The 16,667-nt window shown below is 34.1% G+C and carries 10 protein-coding genes; 8 read left to right on the top strand and 2 right to left on the bottom strand.

Annotated features, from left to right (window positions below):
• Window positions 1–20 precede the first annotated feature (20 nt).
• Entirely contained in the window at window positions 21–929 is a 909-nt protein-coding gene (locus P2W75_RS19390; RefSeq protein WP_276381737.1) for a sensor histidine kinase, read from the top strand.
• Window positions 930–931: 2 nt separating this feature from the next.
• Here P2W75_RS19390 and P2W75_RS19385 read toward each other — a convergent pair whose 3' ends face one another.
• Window positions 932–1,426: a metallophosphoesterase gene (locus tag P2W75_RS19385; protein WP_276381736.1), complete on the bottom strand. Its 495-nt coding sequence runs from the start codon at window positions 1,424–1,426 to the stop codon at window positions 932–934.
• A gap of 202 nt (window positions 1,427–1,628) precedes the next feature.
• The gene (locus P2W75_RS19380; RefSeq protein WP_276381735.1) at window positions 1,629–3,545 is read right to left on the bottom strand and encodes an SPFH domain-containing protein; all 1,917 of its coding nucleotides are present in this window, start codon (window positions 3,543–3,545) and stop codon (window positions 1,629–1,631) included.
• A gap of 419 nt (window positions 3,546–3,964) precedes the next feature.
• Here P2W75_RS19380 and truA point away from each other — a divergent pair, with 419 nt between their 5' ends.
• From truA to P2W75_RS19345, 7 genes are all read left to right on the top strand, one after another.
• On the top strand, window positions 3,965–4,699 hold the full coding sequence (truA, locus tag P2W75_RS19375; protein ID WP_207295351.1) for a tRNA pseudouridine(38-40) synthase TruA: 735 nt from the start codon (window positions 3,965–3,967) through the stop codon (window positions 4,697–4,699).
• Between the two features lie 85 nt (window positions 4,700–4,784).
• Window positions 4,785–6,539 carry an ABC transporter ATP-binding protein gene (locus P2W75_RS19370; protein ID WP_276381734.1) on the top strand — a complete coding sequence of 585 codons (1,755 nt, stop codon included), beginning with the start codon at window positions 4,785–4,787 and terminating at the stop codon, window positions 6,537–6,539.
• 17 nt (window positions 6,540–6,556) lie between these two features.
• On the top strand, window positions 6,557–8,128 hold the full coding sequence (locus tag P2W75_RS19365) for a histidine kinase (RefSeq protein WP_276381733.1): 1,572 nt from the start codon (window positions 6,557–6,559) through the stop codon (window positions 8,126–8,128).
• 85 nt (window positions 8,129–8,213) lie between these two features.
• The gene (locus P2W75_RS19360) at window positions 8,214–10,808 is read left to right on the top strand and encodes a zinc-dependent metalloprotease (protein WP_276381732.1); all 2,595 of its coding nucleotides are present in this window, start codon (window positions 8,214–8,216) and stop codon (window positions 10,806–10,808) included.
• 15 nt (window positions 10,809–10,823) lie between these two features.
• Window positions 10,824–14,162 carry a SusC/RagA family TonB-linked outer membrane protein gene (locus P2W75_RS19355; protein ID WP_207295347.1) on the top strand — a complete coding sequence of 1,113 codons (3,339 nt, stop codon included), beginning with the start codon at window positions 10,824–10,826 and terminating at the stop codon, window positions 14,160–14,162.
• 11 nt (window positions 14,163–14,173) lie between these two features.
• Window positions 14,174–15,493: a RagB/SusD family nutrient uptake outer membrane protein gene (locus P2W75_RS19350; protein ID WP_276381731.1), complete on the top strand. Its 1,320-nt coding sequence runs from the start codon at window positions 14,174–14,176 to the stop codon at window positions 15,491–15,493.
• Between the two features lie 196 nt (window positions 15,494–15,689).
• The gene (locus tag P2W75_RS19345; protein ID WP_276381730.1) at window positions 15,690–16,454 is read left to right on the top strand and encodes a LytTR family DNA-binding domain-containing protein; all 765 of its coding nucleotides are present in this window, start codon (window positions 15,690–15,692) and stop codon (window positions 16,452–16,454) included.
• The last annotated feature ends 213 nt before the right edge of the window (window positions 16,455–16,667 follow it).

The raw sequence follows: 16,667 nt of genomic DNA, 5'->3' as shown, positions 1-16,667 counted from the left end.
TCGATTAAAAAATTCAGTTTATGTTTATTAGAATTTTCATTTTATTTCTCTTTTTTACTTTCAACGGGACAAAGGCCGCGCAGCTTTCTTCGGCTGATCCAAATTATGTGGCACAGCAAAATGTAGAAAAAACGACTGTTTCTAAAAATCAAAAACTGGAACAGCTTCGAAATAAAAAAGTGGTAAGTTTATCTATCATACTGATTATTCTATTATTTTTTCTTTTCTATTATGTGTATCAAAACAATAAACTGAAACAAAAAATAAAGCGGAAAGATACCAAGCAAAAAATACTCCTAAACGTTATTGATGCAGGAATTGACAGTCAGGAAACCGAACAGAAAAAAATAGCTTCATTTCTTCATGACAATGTTAATTCGCTTTTGTCTTCTGCTGGACTGCATTTGAATGTCTTTACAGCTAAGAATAATATTCAATCCGAAGAAATTCAAAAAGCCAAAGCAATTTTACAGGAAGCGCACGTTCTTTTACGTGACATTTCCCACGATCTGATTCCTACTCTTTTGGTGCGTTTTGGGCTAATTTACGCATTAGAAGATTTATGCGAAAAGAATTCAAATTCAGATATCCAGTTTCGATTTTCAAGTTCGCTTTCTACAGAAACACGTTATTCCGAAAAGTTTGAAATGAAACTGTATTTTATTATTTCAGAATTGTGCAGTAATATTATCAGACACAGCGGTGCCCAGAAAGCGCAAATTTCACTGCACGAACATCATAATAAATTAATCATCATTATTCATGATAACGGCAAAGGTTTTAATGCCGAAAAAATAGATGAAATCGAAGGTTTTGGCTTAAACCGAATCCGGGTGAGAATAAAAAAACTGAAAGGTACTTTCTCTATTATTTCAAGACCTGATGAAAACAGCGGTACTTCTATCAAAATAAAAGTTCCGATTTCGTAAATTTATTTTTTACCAATCTCGATAATTTCCAGATCTTTTATTTTATCACCTTCAATTACGAAACGAAGCATTGTTCGCATTTGATGAAAACCACTTTTTCCTGCTGCTCCGGGATTCATATGCAGAAGATTATTCTTTTTATCAAATATCACTTTCAATATATGCGAATGTCCGCAGATAAATAATTTCGGCGGATTCAAGGCCATTTCTTCTCGTATTGCCGGATTATATTTTCCCGGATAACCTCCAATGTGCGTAATCCAAACAGAAACATTTTCACACATAAACCGGTTATGAAGCGGAAATTCAATTCTGGCTTTTGCATCGTCAATATTACCATAAACACATCTCAACGGTTTTAGCTTTTTTATGGTATCGGTAACGTTCAAATCTCCAATATCTCCTGCATGCCACACTTCATCTGCTTGAGCGACATATTTTAAAATAGTATCATCGATGTGGCTGTGTGTATCTGAAAGGAGAAGGATTTTAGTCATTTTTTAAGGTGCAGAGGTTTTGAGAGGCAAAGGTACAAAGGTTTTTCTTTGCAGGGGCAAAGGTTCAAAGTAACAAAGTTTTTTTTCTGAATGAAAAATTTAAATCAAAAAAATCCGATTTGTTTTCACAAATCGGATTTAAAAATATGCTGATCACAAACCTAATAGATTTTAAAAACCTCTTAGGTTTCTTTAAAAATAATTATTGTTTTTTAGGATTTTTACCGTCTTTTAATTCTTTGGTATCCATCATTTCCATTAGTTTTAATCCTAACAATCCGCTGATAGAACCATCAGAACCACCATTGCCAGTAATCAATACATCTGGAATTACTTTAATGTTTCCTTTACCAATTTCTTCGGTAACTTTATAACGGGTAAAGTTATCGCCGCCCATGGCACTAACTTGCAACTGATACGCTTCGGCAGTTGATTTACCAATTGCCATAATTTTCTCTGCTTCAGCCAAACCTGTTTTTGAGATTTTTTCGGCTTCTGCACTGGCATTTAATCTTGTCGCTTCTGCCTGTGCTCCTGCTCTTGCTTTGGTTGCTTCGGCTTCGGCATTAGCACGCATTTTTGTAGCTTCAGCCTCAGCATTTACATTTAATTTCAAGCTGGTTGCGTCTCCTTCTGCTTTCTTAACTGTAGCATCTGCTGTACGCTGTGCGATTTCAACACTTTGTGATGCACGTACAATTTCTTTCTGCATATCTGCAATTGCCGTTTCTTTTTCCATTCCTTGACGCTGTTCTTGTGCCATTCTTTGGGTTTGATACGTTTTTTGTTCCTCTTCTGCCAGTTTTCTGTCGGTCAAAGTTTTCATTAACGAATCTGGCGGAACAATATCTCCAATTAAAGTATCAACTGCATTTACGTTATATTCATCCAAAACCAGTTTAATATGATTTTTTGCTGATTCCTGACGTTCTTTTCTGGTTGTTAAAAACGAAATTACATCGCTATCCTGAGCCGAGTTTCTAAAATAGTTACCAATAGTAGGTTCTAAAACCTGAGAAACAAGATTGTTCATGCTTCCAAATCGAGCAATTACTTTCGGCGCTTCTGCAGCTGGCACATGAATAATCTGCGCAACATCTAGATTAAATGGGAAACCATCTTTTGATCGAACGGTAATTGTCGACAGGTTTTTATCTAAATCATGCGATTCGCTTCTTGCGTTTGCCCAGTTTAAAACTAAGTTAGTAGTAGGAACTGCTTCTAGTTTTGTTGTGTATTTATTCAAAGCGTATTTTCCAGGACCAAACGGTTCCATCCAAACGCCTCGCTGTCCTTTTGAAACAATATTTCCGTGTTTAAAAGTATCTCCAGTAACATCTTGACCATCTTCGCCAATATAAGAAATCACAACTCCCACATAACCAATTGGCACATCTGTCATTGGGTTCTGTTCAATCAAGATTCCCCAAGTATTAATATAGTACGATCCAGCAAGCATAACCTGTGGTTGCAAACCACGATTTCCGCCATGTTCAAGGAACTTATCAAAGTCCTGAAAGTTATTGTGGTCTTCAACAAATTTACCGGCAATTTGTCCCTGCGGAATGGGTTCTCCATCAAGCGCCGTTACAATCCCGATCATGTTTTCGTAAATCTTAATTTGATCTGTAATTACAATCTCAAACAAGAATGTATTAATACGATACGATCCTGTTGTAATAAAAGCAGTCTGACGTCCTTTTTGACCACCATTGTCCAAAAACGCTGTAGCATCTTGAAAGTTGTCACTTTCGACTCTTCTTGCCAGAATTCGTCCAGTTGGAATTTCTTTTCCATCCTTACTTAAAACCAATCCAATTTTCCCTTCTGGAATCAATGTAAAACTGGTCATATCTATTGAATACTGCCAGATCCACATTCCCCAATACAAACCTGGGGCAAGTGTTTTCGCCTGATAACCAGCCTCGCCTTTTGTGGCAATAATTCGGCCGTCGGGTAACGATTTGTCGGCACCAAACAAAACGAATTTTTTGGTTACTAAACCAATTTTATCTTCGGGAACTATTACCATTCCGAAGAAAACGCGTAAAATAAATTTGTAAAAAAGTATGGCAAATACGATTAACAGTATCCACCAATAAGAGGTAATTTCATTCATAGTTTTTGATATTTAGTGGTACAAACATAGGAGAAATACGAACTGTTAAAATGAAATATTTTAAAAATTAACATTTGGAATTTTCTTCCTAAAAATGTTAAAAAAAGTTTTATTCTACATCGTTGGAATTGTCAATTTCTGACCTCATTTTCAGCTAAACAAACTATGATTTGTATTTTAGGTTTTGATCGGTTTTAACAATATCTGGAGCTTTTAAGAGACTAAGGGTCTCGGTTTTTATTTTTGGATTTTTATTATAATGGTTTAAATCATTTTCAAAATATTACACCTATATATAATAGGTATAATTTGTTTACCATAATTGAAAGAAAAACTTAGAACCTTAGTATCTCAGAACCTTAGCAGCTTTTAAAAAAAACCTTTGTACCTTTGCCCCTTTAGAACCTCTGTCCCTTAAAATGAGATATTTTATTCAATTTGCTTACAACGGAACGCAGTACAACGGCTGGCAGTTTCAACCTAATGCTCCTTCTGTTCAGGAAACTTTAAATAAAGCACTTTCTGTTTTATTAAATTCAACAATAAATGTAATGGGAGCTGGAAGAACTGATAGCGGAGTTCACGCTTCTGAAATGTATGGCCATTTTGATTTTGAAACTCCTTTAGACATTTCGGTTTTGGTTCACAAACTCAATTCATTTTTACCAAAGGATATTGCTGTTTTTAATATTATTCCGGTTCATGATGATGCACATTGTAGATTTGATGCCACAAAAAGAACTTATGAATATCATATTAATACTGTAAAAAATCCGTTTTTAGAAGGATTGAGCTGGTATGTAAACCAAAAATTAGATGTCAATATGATGAATGAAGCCGCAAAGATTTTATTGAAACATACCGATTTTCAGTGTTTTTCGAAAGTAAATACGGATGTAAATACTTTTGACTGCACGATTTTTGAGGCATATTGGAAACAAGAAAACAACAAATTGGTTTTTACGATTTCGGCTAACCGCTTTTTACGAAATATGGTTCGTGCCATTGTAGGAACACTTATTAATATAGGTTTACACAAAATCACGCTGGCAGATTTTGAAACTATCATTGCCAGCAAAAGCAGAGAAAAAGCCGGATTTTCGGTTCCGGCGCATGGTTTATATTTAACCAATATTTATTACGATTATTTATAAGCCGTAAGTTTTACGGTATAAGCAGTTTGACGTTAACATTAATGTTACACGTATTGCCTAAAACTTACAGCACTAAAAAAAATAAATGAAAGCAAAAGCATTTGATACTGGATTATTTAAACGAATTTTAAAATATACCAAACCTTATAAATGGCGTTACTACGGTGTCATTATTTTTGCCGTATCGCTATCTATTTTTGCAGCACTCCGCCCTTACTTATTAAAGCAAACGGTTGACGGCTATATCAAGACTCATGATAAAATGGGGCTGTTGATGTACATCATCTTAATGGGAGCAGTTTTACTGATGGAAGTTTTCTCTCAGTTCTATTTTGTGTATTGGGCGAACTGGCTCGGACAGGATATTGTAAAAGATATTCGTAACAAACTTTTCAAACACATTTTGAGTTTCAGAATGAAATATTTCGATTTGGTTCCAGTTGGGCAATTGGTAACCAGAGCGGTTTCGGATATTGAATCAATTGCTCGTATTTTCAGTCAGGGATTGTTTATGATTATAAGTGATTTGATGAAAATGCTCGTGGTTTTGATTTTTATGTTTTACATGAACTGGAAACTTACCTGGATTGTAGTTGTTGCAATGCCAATTCTGGTTTACATTACTAGAATTTTCCAACGCAAAATGCAGGTAGCTTTTGAAGAAGTGCGAACACAAATTGCCAACATGAACTCATTTGTTCAGGAACGAGTAACGGGAATGAAAATCGTACAGCTTTTTAACCGAGAAAAAATCGAAGCCGAAAATTTCAGAGTGATTAACGACAAACATCGTGTAGCTTGGATTAAAACAATTCTGTATAACTCTATCTTTTTCCCTATTGCCGATATTATTTCATCGATTACTTTAGGTCTGGTTGTTGTTTTTGGAGGATTTAAAATTTTAAACGGAGACAATTTTACGACTTTTGGAGATTTATTTTCATACACCATGTTTATTGGAATGTTGTTTAATCCGCTACGTCAAATTGCTGATAAATTTAATGAGATGCAATTAGGAATGATTGCGGCCAATCGTGTTTTTGATATTATAGATACGCAGGATCATATTCAGGATACAGGAACTATTGAAGCTCCAGATTTTGAAGGAAGCATCGAATTTAAAGATGTTCGTTTTGGGTACATTCCAGAAGAAGAAGTTATAAAAGGAATTGATTTATCGGTTTCTGCTGGACAAACAATTGCTATTGTAGGTTCGACTGGTGCAGGAAAATCTACGATTATAAATTTATTGAACCGTTTTTATGAAATAAACAGCGGAACGATATGCATTGACGGACACAATATCGAGAATTATACTTTGGCTTCACTTAGAAAACAAATTGCGGTAGTTCTTCAAGATGTGTTTTTGTTTGCCGATACGATTTACAACAACATCACACTTCATAACCCCGAAATTACCCGTGAACAGGTTATAGATGCTGCGAAAAAAATCGGAGTTCATAATTTTATCATGAATCTTCCGGACAATTATGATTTTGATGTTAAAGAACGTGGCGTTATGCTTTCGTCAGGACAAAGACAGCTGATTGCATTTTTACGTTCGTATGTCAGCAATCCGAGTATTTTGATTTTGGATGAAGCGACTTCGTCAATCGATACCTATTCTGAAGAGTTAATTCAGCGCGCAACCGAAACGATTACCAAAGGAAGAACATCTATCATTATTGCACACCGTTTGGCTACAATTGTAAATGCCGATAAAATTGTAGTAATGGACAAAGGTTTAATTGTAGAACAAGGGACACATCAGGAATTATTAACCAAAGCCGACGGCTATTATAAAAACTTATATGATTCACAGTTTTCGGCAGCGAATTAGATTAAACATACGCATTTTTGAAATTTAGATTAAAAAAAATAACATCACAACGTGCCTTCGTAATTTACGTCATCGTTTCTATTCTTATTACGGTTTCTTCTGTTTACATGCTCAGTAATTTAATTACTGATCTTACTGAGAAAGCAAATGAAGATACGGCACAGCGTAACTTCGTAAAAAAGCAGGAATTCATGTCGCAGGAATTTTCAAAATTTCTGGAGCAGGAAAACCGAATTAAACACGTTTTAAAAATAAGCAGACCAGAAGATCTCGCTTCGAACATACATGTATTGTCTTCGGTACAAAACATAAATTTATTAGTAGCTGATAATTGGTTTCAGATTAACGATAATCAAATTCAGTTTGGAACAGATTCAATTTCCGATGCTGTAAAAAAAGATGCTGCAGATTTTATTCAAAAAAATAAAGATCAAGAGCATATCAGCATTATTATTCCGCAGGGAAAAGAATGGGTCTGGAGAATTTATTTCAAACTCACTTCAAAAAACACAACAGTACGTTATGGTTACGACATCAGTTTAAAAAAACTTCTTGCTTATTTTTCTACTTTAGATATTAGATCGACTAATAATTATGCTTTTATTTTTGATAAATCAGGAAGATGTATTTTTCATCCCGAATCGAATTTTATAGGAAAAAATATTTATGAGATCTCTTCTACCCGCTCAATCGACACAATCTTTACCCAAAAGCAAGATTATGTAAAAAGAGTTACGATGTCTGAATATTTAAAATTGGACGTTATCCGATTTACCAAAAAATTAGACCTTAAGAATTCACATTGGTTTATATGTGTAAATTTCCCAAAAAATGTTGTTGATGAAAATGTAACGTCGATCAAAAAGTATTCGACATGGATTTATTCGATTACAACGGTAATGCTTCTGCTTATTTTTTATTTGTTCTCGTATGCCAACAGACGTGCTTATCGAGAAAAGGGAATTGCAATTAAAGAAAAAAACCGACTTCTCGTAGAGAATGAAAAAATCGTGAAAGAAAAAGCGCTTATGCAGCTTCAGCAATTAAAGGAGCAGATTAATCCGCATTTTTTATTTAATTCGCTTAACTCTCTTTATATGTTAGTGGGAAGTGATGTAAAAACAGCACAGAAATTCACACTCAACTTATCTCGTATTTATCGTTATTTAATTGATCCGCCACAAAAAAACATTGTTCCGTTAAAAGACGAATTATTATTTATTGAGAAATACATCTTTTTACAGCAGACACGCTTTAAAGAAGAATTATTCTTTTCGATAAAGATTGAAAACGAAACGGCTTTAGAAAAACACATTCCCTATTTGGCTTTCCAGATAGTGGTCGAAAATGCCATTAAACACAATAGAGCAACTCAGGAAAATCCGTTAATTACTGGAATTCTAATTCAAGAAAACCAAGTAATTATCAGCAACAATCTTCAAAAAAAGGCTCAGAGCGAACCAGGAACTAATTTTGGTTTAAAGTACTTATCGAGCATTTATAATTTTTACTCCAGAACCAATTTAACAATTTCAGAAAAAGACGGCAAATTCGTATGTATTCTGCCATTAATATCCATTCACTCCTAAAAAAAAGCCATTCACTCCGTTTTGTTTTTTTTCTGAATCAAAATCGAATAGTTTCGACGAAAATTAACTTAAACTTAACACCAAAATGAGGGGAAAGGCATTCCTGCATACTATAAAATTATTCTGCTTACTAATTTTATTATTGTTCATTCCTGTTACAGTTCTTGCCCAAAAGAAAAAGAAAAAAGAAACAGAAAGTGAAGTTGTAAAAAAAGATTCTACTGACGCCAAAAAAGGTAAAAAATACGATGATCTTGTAAAAAAGGGAACGGTTAAAAAAGGACTTTTCAACATCATTCAAGTTAAAACCGATGTTTATTTTGAAATTCAGGACAGTTTATTTAAAAGGGAATTTCTAGTTGTAAACAAATTGTCGCAAGTTCCCTTTCAAGTTAATGAAGCCGGATTAAATAAAGGAATGAATTATGAGAATAAAGTTATTTCCTTTTACAAAGATACAATTGCAAAGAAAGTCTGGGTAAAATCATACGTACCTAAAGTTTCTTCACCTAAAGAAGATGCCATCACAGCATCGGTTATTGATAATTTCTCTGAATCTATTATAGAAGTTTTTGACATTGAAACCAAAAATAATGACTCGAGTGCAGTAGTTATTAAAGTAAATAAGATTTTCGACGGAAAACAAAAAAGTTTCAATGATGTTTTGAGCAACATTGGTTTTGGTGGTTCTGTAAAATCTGATTTGTCATATATAGAAGGATTAAAATCTTTCCCTAAAAACATAGTGGTTAAATCACAACTTACGACTTCAGTGAGTGAAGGCGGGCCAACGTTATCGGTTACACTAGGTGTTACAAGTAACATTATTCTATTGGACAAAGAGCCAATGAAACCTCGTTATGCCGATAACCGAATTGGTTTTTTCAGTGAAAAACACTGGTATTTTGCCGACGCGCAGCAGGCAATGGTTGAAAAAGAACTGATTACACGCTGGCGTTTAGAACCTAAAAAAGAAGACGAAGAAAAATATTTAAAAGGAGAATTAGTAGAGCCTAAAAAACCAATCGTTTACTACATAGATCCATCTACTCCAAAACAATGGAGAAAGTACATCATTGACGGGGTACACGATTGGCAGGCTGCTTTTGAAAAAGCTGGTTTTAAAAATGCCATTATTGCAAAAGAACCTACTGAAGCTGATTTGGATTTTGACATTGACGACGTACGTTATTCAGTTATCACTTATGCTGCATCTCCAAAATCAAATGCTATGGGCCCATCGGTTGTTGACCCAAGAAGCGGAGAGATTATAGAGGCAGATATTATCTGGTGGCATAATGTGATGACATCTTTACAAAGCTGGATGCGTATCCAGACTGGACCTATCGACCCAAAAGCGAGAGGAAATACATTTAGTGATGAACATATGGGAGAAGCAATCCGTTTTGTATCATCGCATGAAGTGGGACATACTTTTGGTCTAAAACATAATATGGGTTCTTCTTTTGCTTATGATGTAGAATCATTGCGTTCTAAAGAATTTACAGCAAAAATGGGCGGAACAGCTCCGTCAATTATGGATTACGCTCGTTACAATTATGTAGCTCAGCCAGAAGATAACGTAACGGTTATTACTCCAAAAATTGGAGAATATGATAAATATGCTATTGAATGGGGTTATAGATGGTATTCGCCTAACGAAAATGAAACTGCAAGACTGAACGCCTTAATCACAAAACATCAAAATGACCCCATTTATTTTTATGGCGAACAGCAGGAAAACGTAATCGATCCTCGCTCTCAATCAGAAGATTTAGGTAACGATGCGGTTAAAGCCAGCGAATATGGTTTAAAAAACTTAAAACGTGTGGTCGATAATATCTTAAACTGGTCCTACGATAAAGATCAGTCTTACTACCAAACTGGTAAACTTTATATTGGAGCTATCGGACAATGGCAAACGTACAATGGTCATGTATTAACCAATATTGGCGGTGTTTACTTAAACCCAACGGTTCATGGCGATAACAAACAAAGTTATGTTCCGGTTCCTGCAGCAATGCAAAAAAGAGCGGTAGATTATTTAGTTAAAAATGTAATTACAATTCCGCAATGGTTATTTTTTAATGACGTTTTAGACAAAACAAATCCGCTGAAAGATTCTCCTTTTGGGCCTTATGAATACACACCATACACAATGTCAAGAGCATTACAATACGACGTTATGTATAGCTTATTCAGCGATGACCGTTTACTTCGAATGACAGAAAATGAATTATACCAGCGAAATAAAACCAATGAGAAGGTTTTTACCGTAAATGATTTATTCCAAAAATTACATCAAAGTGTATTTGCAGGAACTATTCAAAACAAATCGCTGAGCATTTTAGAACGTATGACACAAAAGAATTATGTAGATGTTTTAATTGTTTCAACAAATAAATTATTTGAAAAAACGGATGTTAAAAAAACAATCCAAATACAAGAAACATTACAAATGCCTCATTTATGCTCTGTAGATGATGCACATATGGCGAGAAACATTAATAATTCTTTCTTAAAAAGAGTTACAGAAGTAACATCTGATAAAAAGGGAGAATTGAATAAAGTGCTTCAATTATTACGAACTAAAAAGAGTACAGGAGACCTTTCTACTCAAAACCATTACCGCGATTTGATACAACGAATCGATAAAGCCCTAAATAATACAACCTTTTAATACATAACCCAAAACATGAAAAAAATTTTACATGCCTTACTGCTGTTCCTGGCCATCGCAGGATACTCGCAGGAAACCCGAACTATTACGGGGATCATTCAAGATGAAGCAGACTTGTCGCCAATTCCGGGTGCGTCTATCTTCGTTGAGAATAATTCGATCTCAAACAAAACTGCTATGGCAGGTATTATTCAGAGTGAAGCTATTGGAACTACTACAGATTTCGACGGTAAATTTTCCCTGAAAATCGCAAAAAATATTACTTCTTTGAGAGTTACTTTCATGGGATACAAATCGTATACTCTTGAATTAGACGGTCAAAAAAATTATACAGTCAACTTAAAATCTGAAACAGCAAAACTTCAAGAGGTTGTTGTAACTGGTTACCAAAAAATTGAGAAAAGAAAACTTACTGCTGCGGTTACAAAAATCGACATGGCTGCAATCCAGCAGACTGGGGTTTCGAGCATTGACCAATTATTGGTAGGACAAATTGCCGGAGTTGCTGTAAGTACGCCATCTGGAGCTCCTGGAGCACCTGCTAAAATTAGAATCAGGGGTACTGCTTCTCTTAATGGTACACAAGATCCTTTATGGGTACTAGATGGTTTACCATTAGAGAGCAATGAAGTTCCAAAAAACTACGATAAGGACAACATTGACAATCTTACTAATTATTCAATCGCTGGTTTAAACCCAGATGATATTAAAGACATTACAATTTTAAAAGATGCCGCTGCAACGGCTATTTATGGTGCACGTGCTGCAAATGGTGTAATCGTAATTACTACTAAAAGAGGTAAAGCAGGTAAAATGGTGGTAAGTTTTAACACCAATACTTTTATTACACAAAGACCTGAGTTTTCTAAATTAAACTTGATGAATGCAAGCGAAAAAGTTGATTTAGAACTTAACATGGCAAGTCGTCCAGAATTAACATACAGAGACACTGGTGGAGACATTTCTCGTATCCTAAACGGGTCTGGTGAATTAGATGCTTACAGAACTGGCGGATTTTCTGCTTTAACTCCTGCAACACAACAATCTATCAATTCTTTAAGAGGAAATAACACAAACTGGGGTAACTTATTGTACCAAACGGCTATCAATACACAGCATGGTTTAAGTCTATCTGGCGGTGGTGAAAAATCAGATTACTACTTTTCTGTAGGTTACTTCGACGAAAAAGGAACAACTGTTGGAACAGGGTTCAAACGTTACAACTTAACATTAAAAAACAACTACGAAATCACAGATAAATTCAAGGTTGGTATTGGTATCTTTGGTTCTGAAAACAAAACTACATCTTACTTAACAGATACAGATGCATTTACAAATCCTGCTAACTATTCAAGAAACGTAAATCCATATTTAACTCCATACAATGCTGATGGAAGTTATAAATACGATCAAGATATCGCGGGTTACTCAGAGCGTTACGTTCCTTTCAACTTCTTAGAAGAAAGAGCAAACACTTCTTATGATTTAAAAACAAGAGCTTTAAAAGCTTTATTAGATGCCGAATATAAAATAACTAAAGACTTAAAAGTAACTTCGCAATTAGGTTTACAGTTAGACAATACATCTAGTGAAAAATATGCTGCTAAAGACACGTATTATACTAGAAAACAAAGAGAAAAAACACGTTATTTTAGTAACGGTGCTTTCAATTATTTCTTACCTGTTGGAGGTATTATTCAAAATACAAACACAGATTTTTTCCAGTACAACCTAAAAACAATGGTTCATTACAACAAAACGTTTAATGAAAAACATGAAGTTGAAGCTATGGTTGGTAATGAGTTAAGAAGAAATTACAATACAAGTGTTTCTACAAAAGGATTTGGTTTTGATAAAAATAATCTAACTACACAGCAGATTCTTTTCCCTAATACTACTAATATTAACAATCCTGATTACAGAACTTATACTAAAACCGATAACGAAAATGCTTTTGCATCATTCTTCGCAACAGCTTCTTATACATACGACAGAAAGTATAGTGTTTTTGGTAGTGTTAGATACGACGGATCAGATTTATTTGGTGTAGATCCAAAATACAAATATTTACCATTGTGGTCAACATCTGCTTCATGGGCAGTTTCTGAAGAAGATTTCTTAAAAGATAATTTAACACTTTCTAACTTAAGACTTCGTGCTTCTTACGGTTTACAAGGAAATATCGACAAAAACACTTCTCCTTATGTAATGGGTACTAATGGATCTGTTGTTATTTTACCAGGACAAACTGAACCAATCATTAATGTAGACAGTCCGCCTAATGAAAAATTACGTTGGGAAAAAACTACAAACACAAACGTTGGAGCTGATATTGGACTTTTCAACAACCGTATTAGCATTGTAACTGATTTGTACGGAAGAAAAAGTACTGACTTAATTGGTTTAAGATCTCTTCCATTAGAAAATGGTTTTGAATATACAAACATGAACTGGGCACAAGTAAGTAACAAAGGTTATGAGATTACTTTGTCTACAAAAAACATTGACCGTCCAAACTTTAAGTGGAATACAAGTATTAACTTCTCTCACAACAAAAGTAATGTTGATCGTATAGCAGTTCGTGACACAGATTATTTCCCAAGCAGAGAAGGTCGTCCTGTAAATGCTGTATTTGGATTTAAAACAAATGGAATTGATGAAAATGGATATCCTTTATTTGTAAACAAAAAAGGAGAAACAGTAAATACACAAACATTCTTTGGTTTATACGATCCTTTTGCTGACTTCTTCCCAGGAGAACTTACGCAATCAAAATTAACTTCAAGTGAGTTTAGAGATTTGTTTACTTATTTAGGCGACAGAGATCCTAAATTTACAGGAGGTCTTACGAATACTTTTAAAGTTCATAATTTTGATTTAACTATTGCTGCTTCTTTCAATATTAAGCAGACTGTAACCAGAACTCCTCCATACAACGGAACATTAGTAGACAGAGGTCAAAACTACAGTAGAGACATTTTAGATGCATGGTCACCAACAAATACATCTTCTAACTTACCTGCAATTAACGGTAAAGATTTATCAGCTGGAGATTCTTACATGGCATACTTATGGTACTCTGGTGCAAATCAAATTACTACCCTAAATTATTTAGATACATGGGTTAGCGAAATGAGTTATATGAGATTAAGCAGTATTCGTTTAGGATATACATTCCCTAAAGCCTTTACAGACCAAATCAATATTGCCAGCATTAGATTCAATGTTGAGGCAAGAAACTTATTCGTAATCAGTTCTGATTACAAAGGTTACTTTGACCCTGAAACTTTTGGAAATATTTATGCTCAACCAGTTCCTAAATCATTCACTTTAGGATGTAATGTAACTTTCTAATACAATTAAAGATGAAAAAAATCTCACAATATATAGTACTTTTTGTTGCTGCAATTACAGTAACAAGCTGCGATGATTATCTGGATATTCAGCCAGTTGGTCGAGTTATTCCAGAAACTTTAGATCAATATCGTGCCGTATTAACAAATGGATATTATCTGTACCCTGAACACAAGTCATTAACTGCGCTTCGTACAGACGAATTAACAATGAACGAGTTTGCAGATGAAATTACCGTTTTTAAAGACATCTACACTTGGAAAGATACCAATCCTGATCGTCTTACTGCGACTTTTCAGTACCAAGATCTTTATAGTGTAATTTTTTATACTAACGTAATCATTAATGAAGCATCAGTAAAATTAGCTGATTCACCAGAAAAAAATCAATTAGTAGGAGAAGCGTATGCTTTAAGAGCTATGGCTTATTTTGATTTGGTTAACCTATTCGGAAAACCTTACAATGCTTCAACAGCTGGTTCAGACAAAGGTGTTCCTTTGGCTTTAGAAATAGATCTAGAACAAGCTTTCGTTCCACAAAGTGTGGAAGTAATTTACAACCAGATTATTTCTGACACTAACAAAGCAGAAGAATTAATTAATGTTGCTTCTCAAACAAAAGGACTTAATTACCGTTTTTCTAAAGTGGCTTTATACAGTTTAGAAAGCCGTGTTTACCTACACGTACAGCAATGGCAGAAATCTTTAGATGCGGCAAACAAAGGTTTAGCAATCAAAAGTGAACTTGTTGACTTAAAAGCAACTTCTGTTTTTGTTACTAAATACGATTCAAAAGAATCTATTTTAGCACTTGAAGATGGTTACATTAATGGACTTAAAGGAGCTTCATATGCTTCTCCAGAATTAATTGCGGCTTACAACAAAACTGCTGATTTACGTTTCCCTCTTTACTTTTTAGCAAGCGGAAGCCGTTTCAGAATTCAAAAAGGAGGAAATGACGATCAAAAATGTTCATTTAGAACTTCAGAATTGTATTTAACAAAAGCAGAAACTTCATTAAAACTAAATAACATTGCCGATGCAAAAACAACTGTTTTAAGTTTCATCAAAAACAGATATACGGCAGCTGCTTATGTACAGCTTGAAATTGAAGTTAGCGCAATGAATGCTGCTGATTTAACCAATTTCATCTATGCAGAAAGACAACGTGAGTTTGTTGTTGAAGGACAACGTTGGTTTGATTTGAGAAGAACGTCTCAAAAACAAATCGTTCACACATTTGATGGAGACAATTTTACTTTGATGCAAAACGATCCGCGTTACACGATTATTTATCCTGCAAACGCGAGATTAAACAATCCCAATCTATAATACCTATTAAATCTTGAAAAAGGCTCAGTTTAAAACTGGGCCTTTTTTGTTTCTAAACCATAAAATAATTCTGAATTAGAGTAAAAATTAAAACAACATTAAAAACATACTTGTAAAAAAAGCAGAGAAAATTATATTTGCAAAATGAAAATAGGGTTTCACATCAAAAATGAACCTATAACTTATCCAAAAGCAAATGAGAATTGCCATTGTTGAAGACGAATATCTTGCTTCAGATTATCTAAAATCGATTTTAGAACAGCAGGACATTTTGCAGATTGCCGAGATTACAGTTTTAAAATCTGTAAAAGAAGCCGTCGTCTTTTTTAGCGAAAACAATGTCGACTTATCTTTTATGGACATCCATCTAGGCGATGGAAAAAGTCTTGAAATCTTCGAAAAAGCAACTATAGCATGTCCCGTAATTTTTGTTACTGCTTATGATTCTTATGCTATTTCGGTTTTCAAACACTTTACAATTGATTATCTTTTAAAACCTTTTGAAGAACAGGAACTATTAGAAGCCCTGACAAAATTCAAAAAAATAAAAGACAGCTTTAATCCCGATGCTACCCTGCAATCTTTAGTTGCAATAGAAAACCCTGAAACCAATAAAATTCAACGTCATTTTCTGGTAAACCACGGCTATAAACTCATTTCGATAAACGAATCCGATATTACTTTTTTTGCAGCTTCGGGAAAACACCTTTTTATTTACGTAAAATCGGGCAACAGCTTTCTATACAACAGCACACTAACCGATATTATAAACAGTCTCGATCCGTTTCTGTTTTTTAAAGTAAACCGAAAATATATTGTAAGCCGACATATTATAAAAGAGGTTATAAAACACTCTCACCAAAAAATAGAATTGATCCTTACAGTACCTCCAATCGAAAATGATCCAATCATCATTAGTAAAAAAGAAATCACCAATTTTAAAAACTGGCTCGATCAGTAATTTTTAGTTCATTTTTCTTAAAATTTAACTTTTCTTCTAAAATTAGAAAACTGAATTATTCCTAATTTGTGAATTAAAATCTCTCAAAAAAGTATTAAAATCACTTTAAAACGTTAAAATAGCGTTATAAGAATCATAAAATTCAAGGTTTGCAGGCAGCTGTATAGCCATATTCATTTTCCATTTATTTATCTTTGAGAGACAAATTCAAAT

Source organism: Flavobacterium sp. H4147, from assembly GCF_029360735.1.
GTDB classification, from domain to species: Bacteria; Bacteroidota; Bacteroidia; order Flavobacteriales; family Flavobacteriaceae; genus Flavobacterium; species Flavobacterium endoglycinae.
The sequence above is the reverse complement of the archived record's forward strand: the minus strand, read 5'-3'. Positions and strand labels throughout refer to the sequence as shown.

Excerpts from the sequence above, each read along its gene's own strand:
- P2W75_RS19380 (WP_276381735.1), bottom strand. The coding sequence starts at position 3,545 with ATGAATGAAATTACCTCTTATTGGTGGATACTGTTAATCGTATTTGCC.
- P2W75_RS19385 (WP_276381736.1), bottom strand. The coding sequence starts at position 1,426 with ATGACTAAAATCCTTCTCCTTTCAGATACACACAGCCACATCGATGAT.
- P2W75_RS19355 (WP_207295347.1), top strand. The coding sequence starts at position 10,824 with ATGAAAAAAATTTTACATGCCTTACTGCTGTTCCTGGCCATCGCAGGA.
- P2W75_RS19370 (WP_276381734.1), top strand. The coding sequence starts at position 4,785 with ATGAAAGCAAAAGCATTTGATACTGGATTATTTAAACGAATTTTAAAA.
- P2W75_RS19345 (WP_276381730.1), top strand. The coding sequence starts at position 15,690 with ATGAGAATTGCCATTGTTGAAGACGAATATCTTGCTTCAGATTATCTA.
- P2W75_RS19360 (WP_276381732.1), top strand. The coding sequence starts at position 8,214 with ATGAGGGGAAAGGCATTCCTGCATACTATAAAATTATTCTGCTTACTA.
- P2W75_RS19350 (WP_276381731.1), top strand. The coding sequence starts at position 14,174 with ATGAAAAAAATCTCACAATATATAGTACTTTTTGTTGCTGCAATTACA.
- truA (WP_207295351.1), top strand. The coding sequence starts at position 3,965 with ATGAGATATTTTATTCAATTTGCTTACAACGGAACGCAGTACAACGGC.
- P2W75_RS19390 (WP_276381737.1), top strand. The coding sequence starts at position 21 with ATGTTTATTAGAATTTTCATTTTATTTCTCTTTTTTACTTTCAACGGG.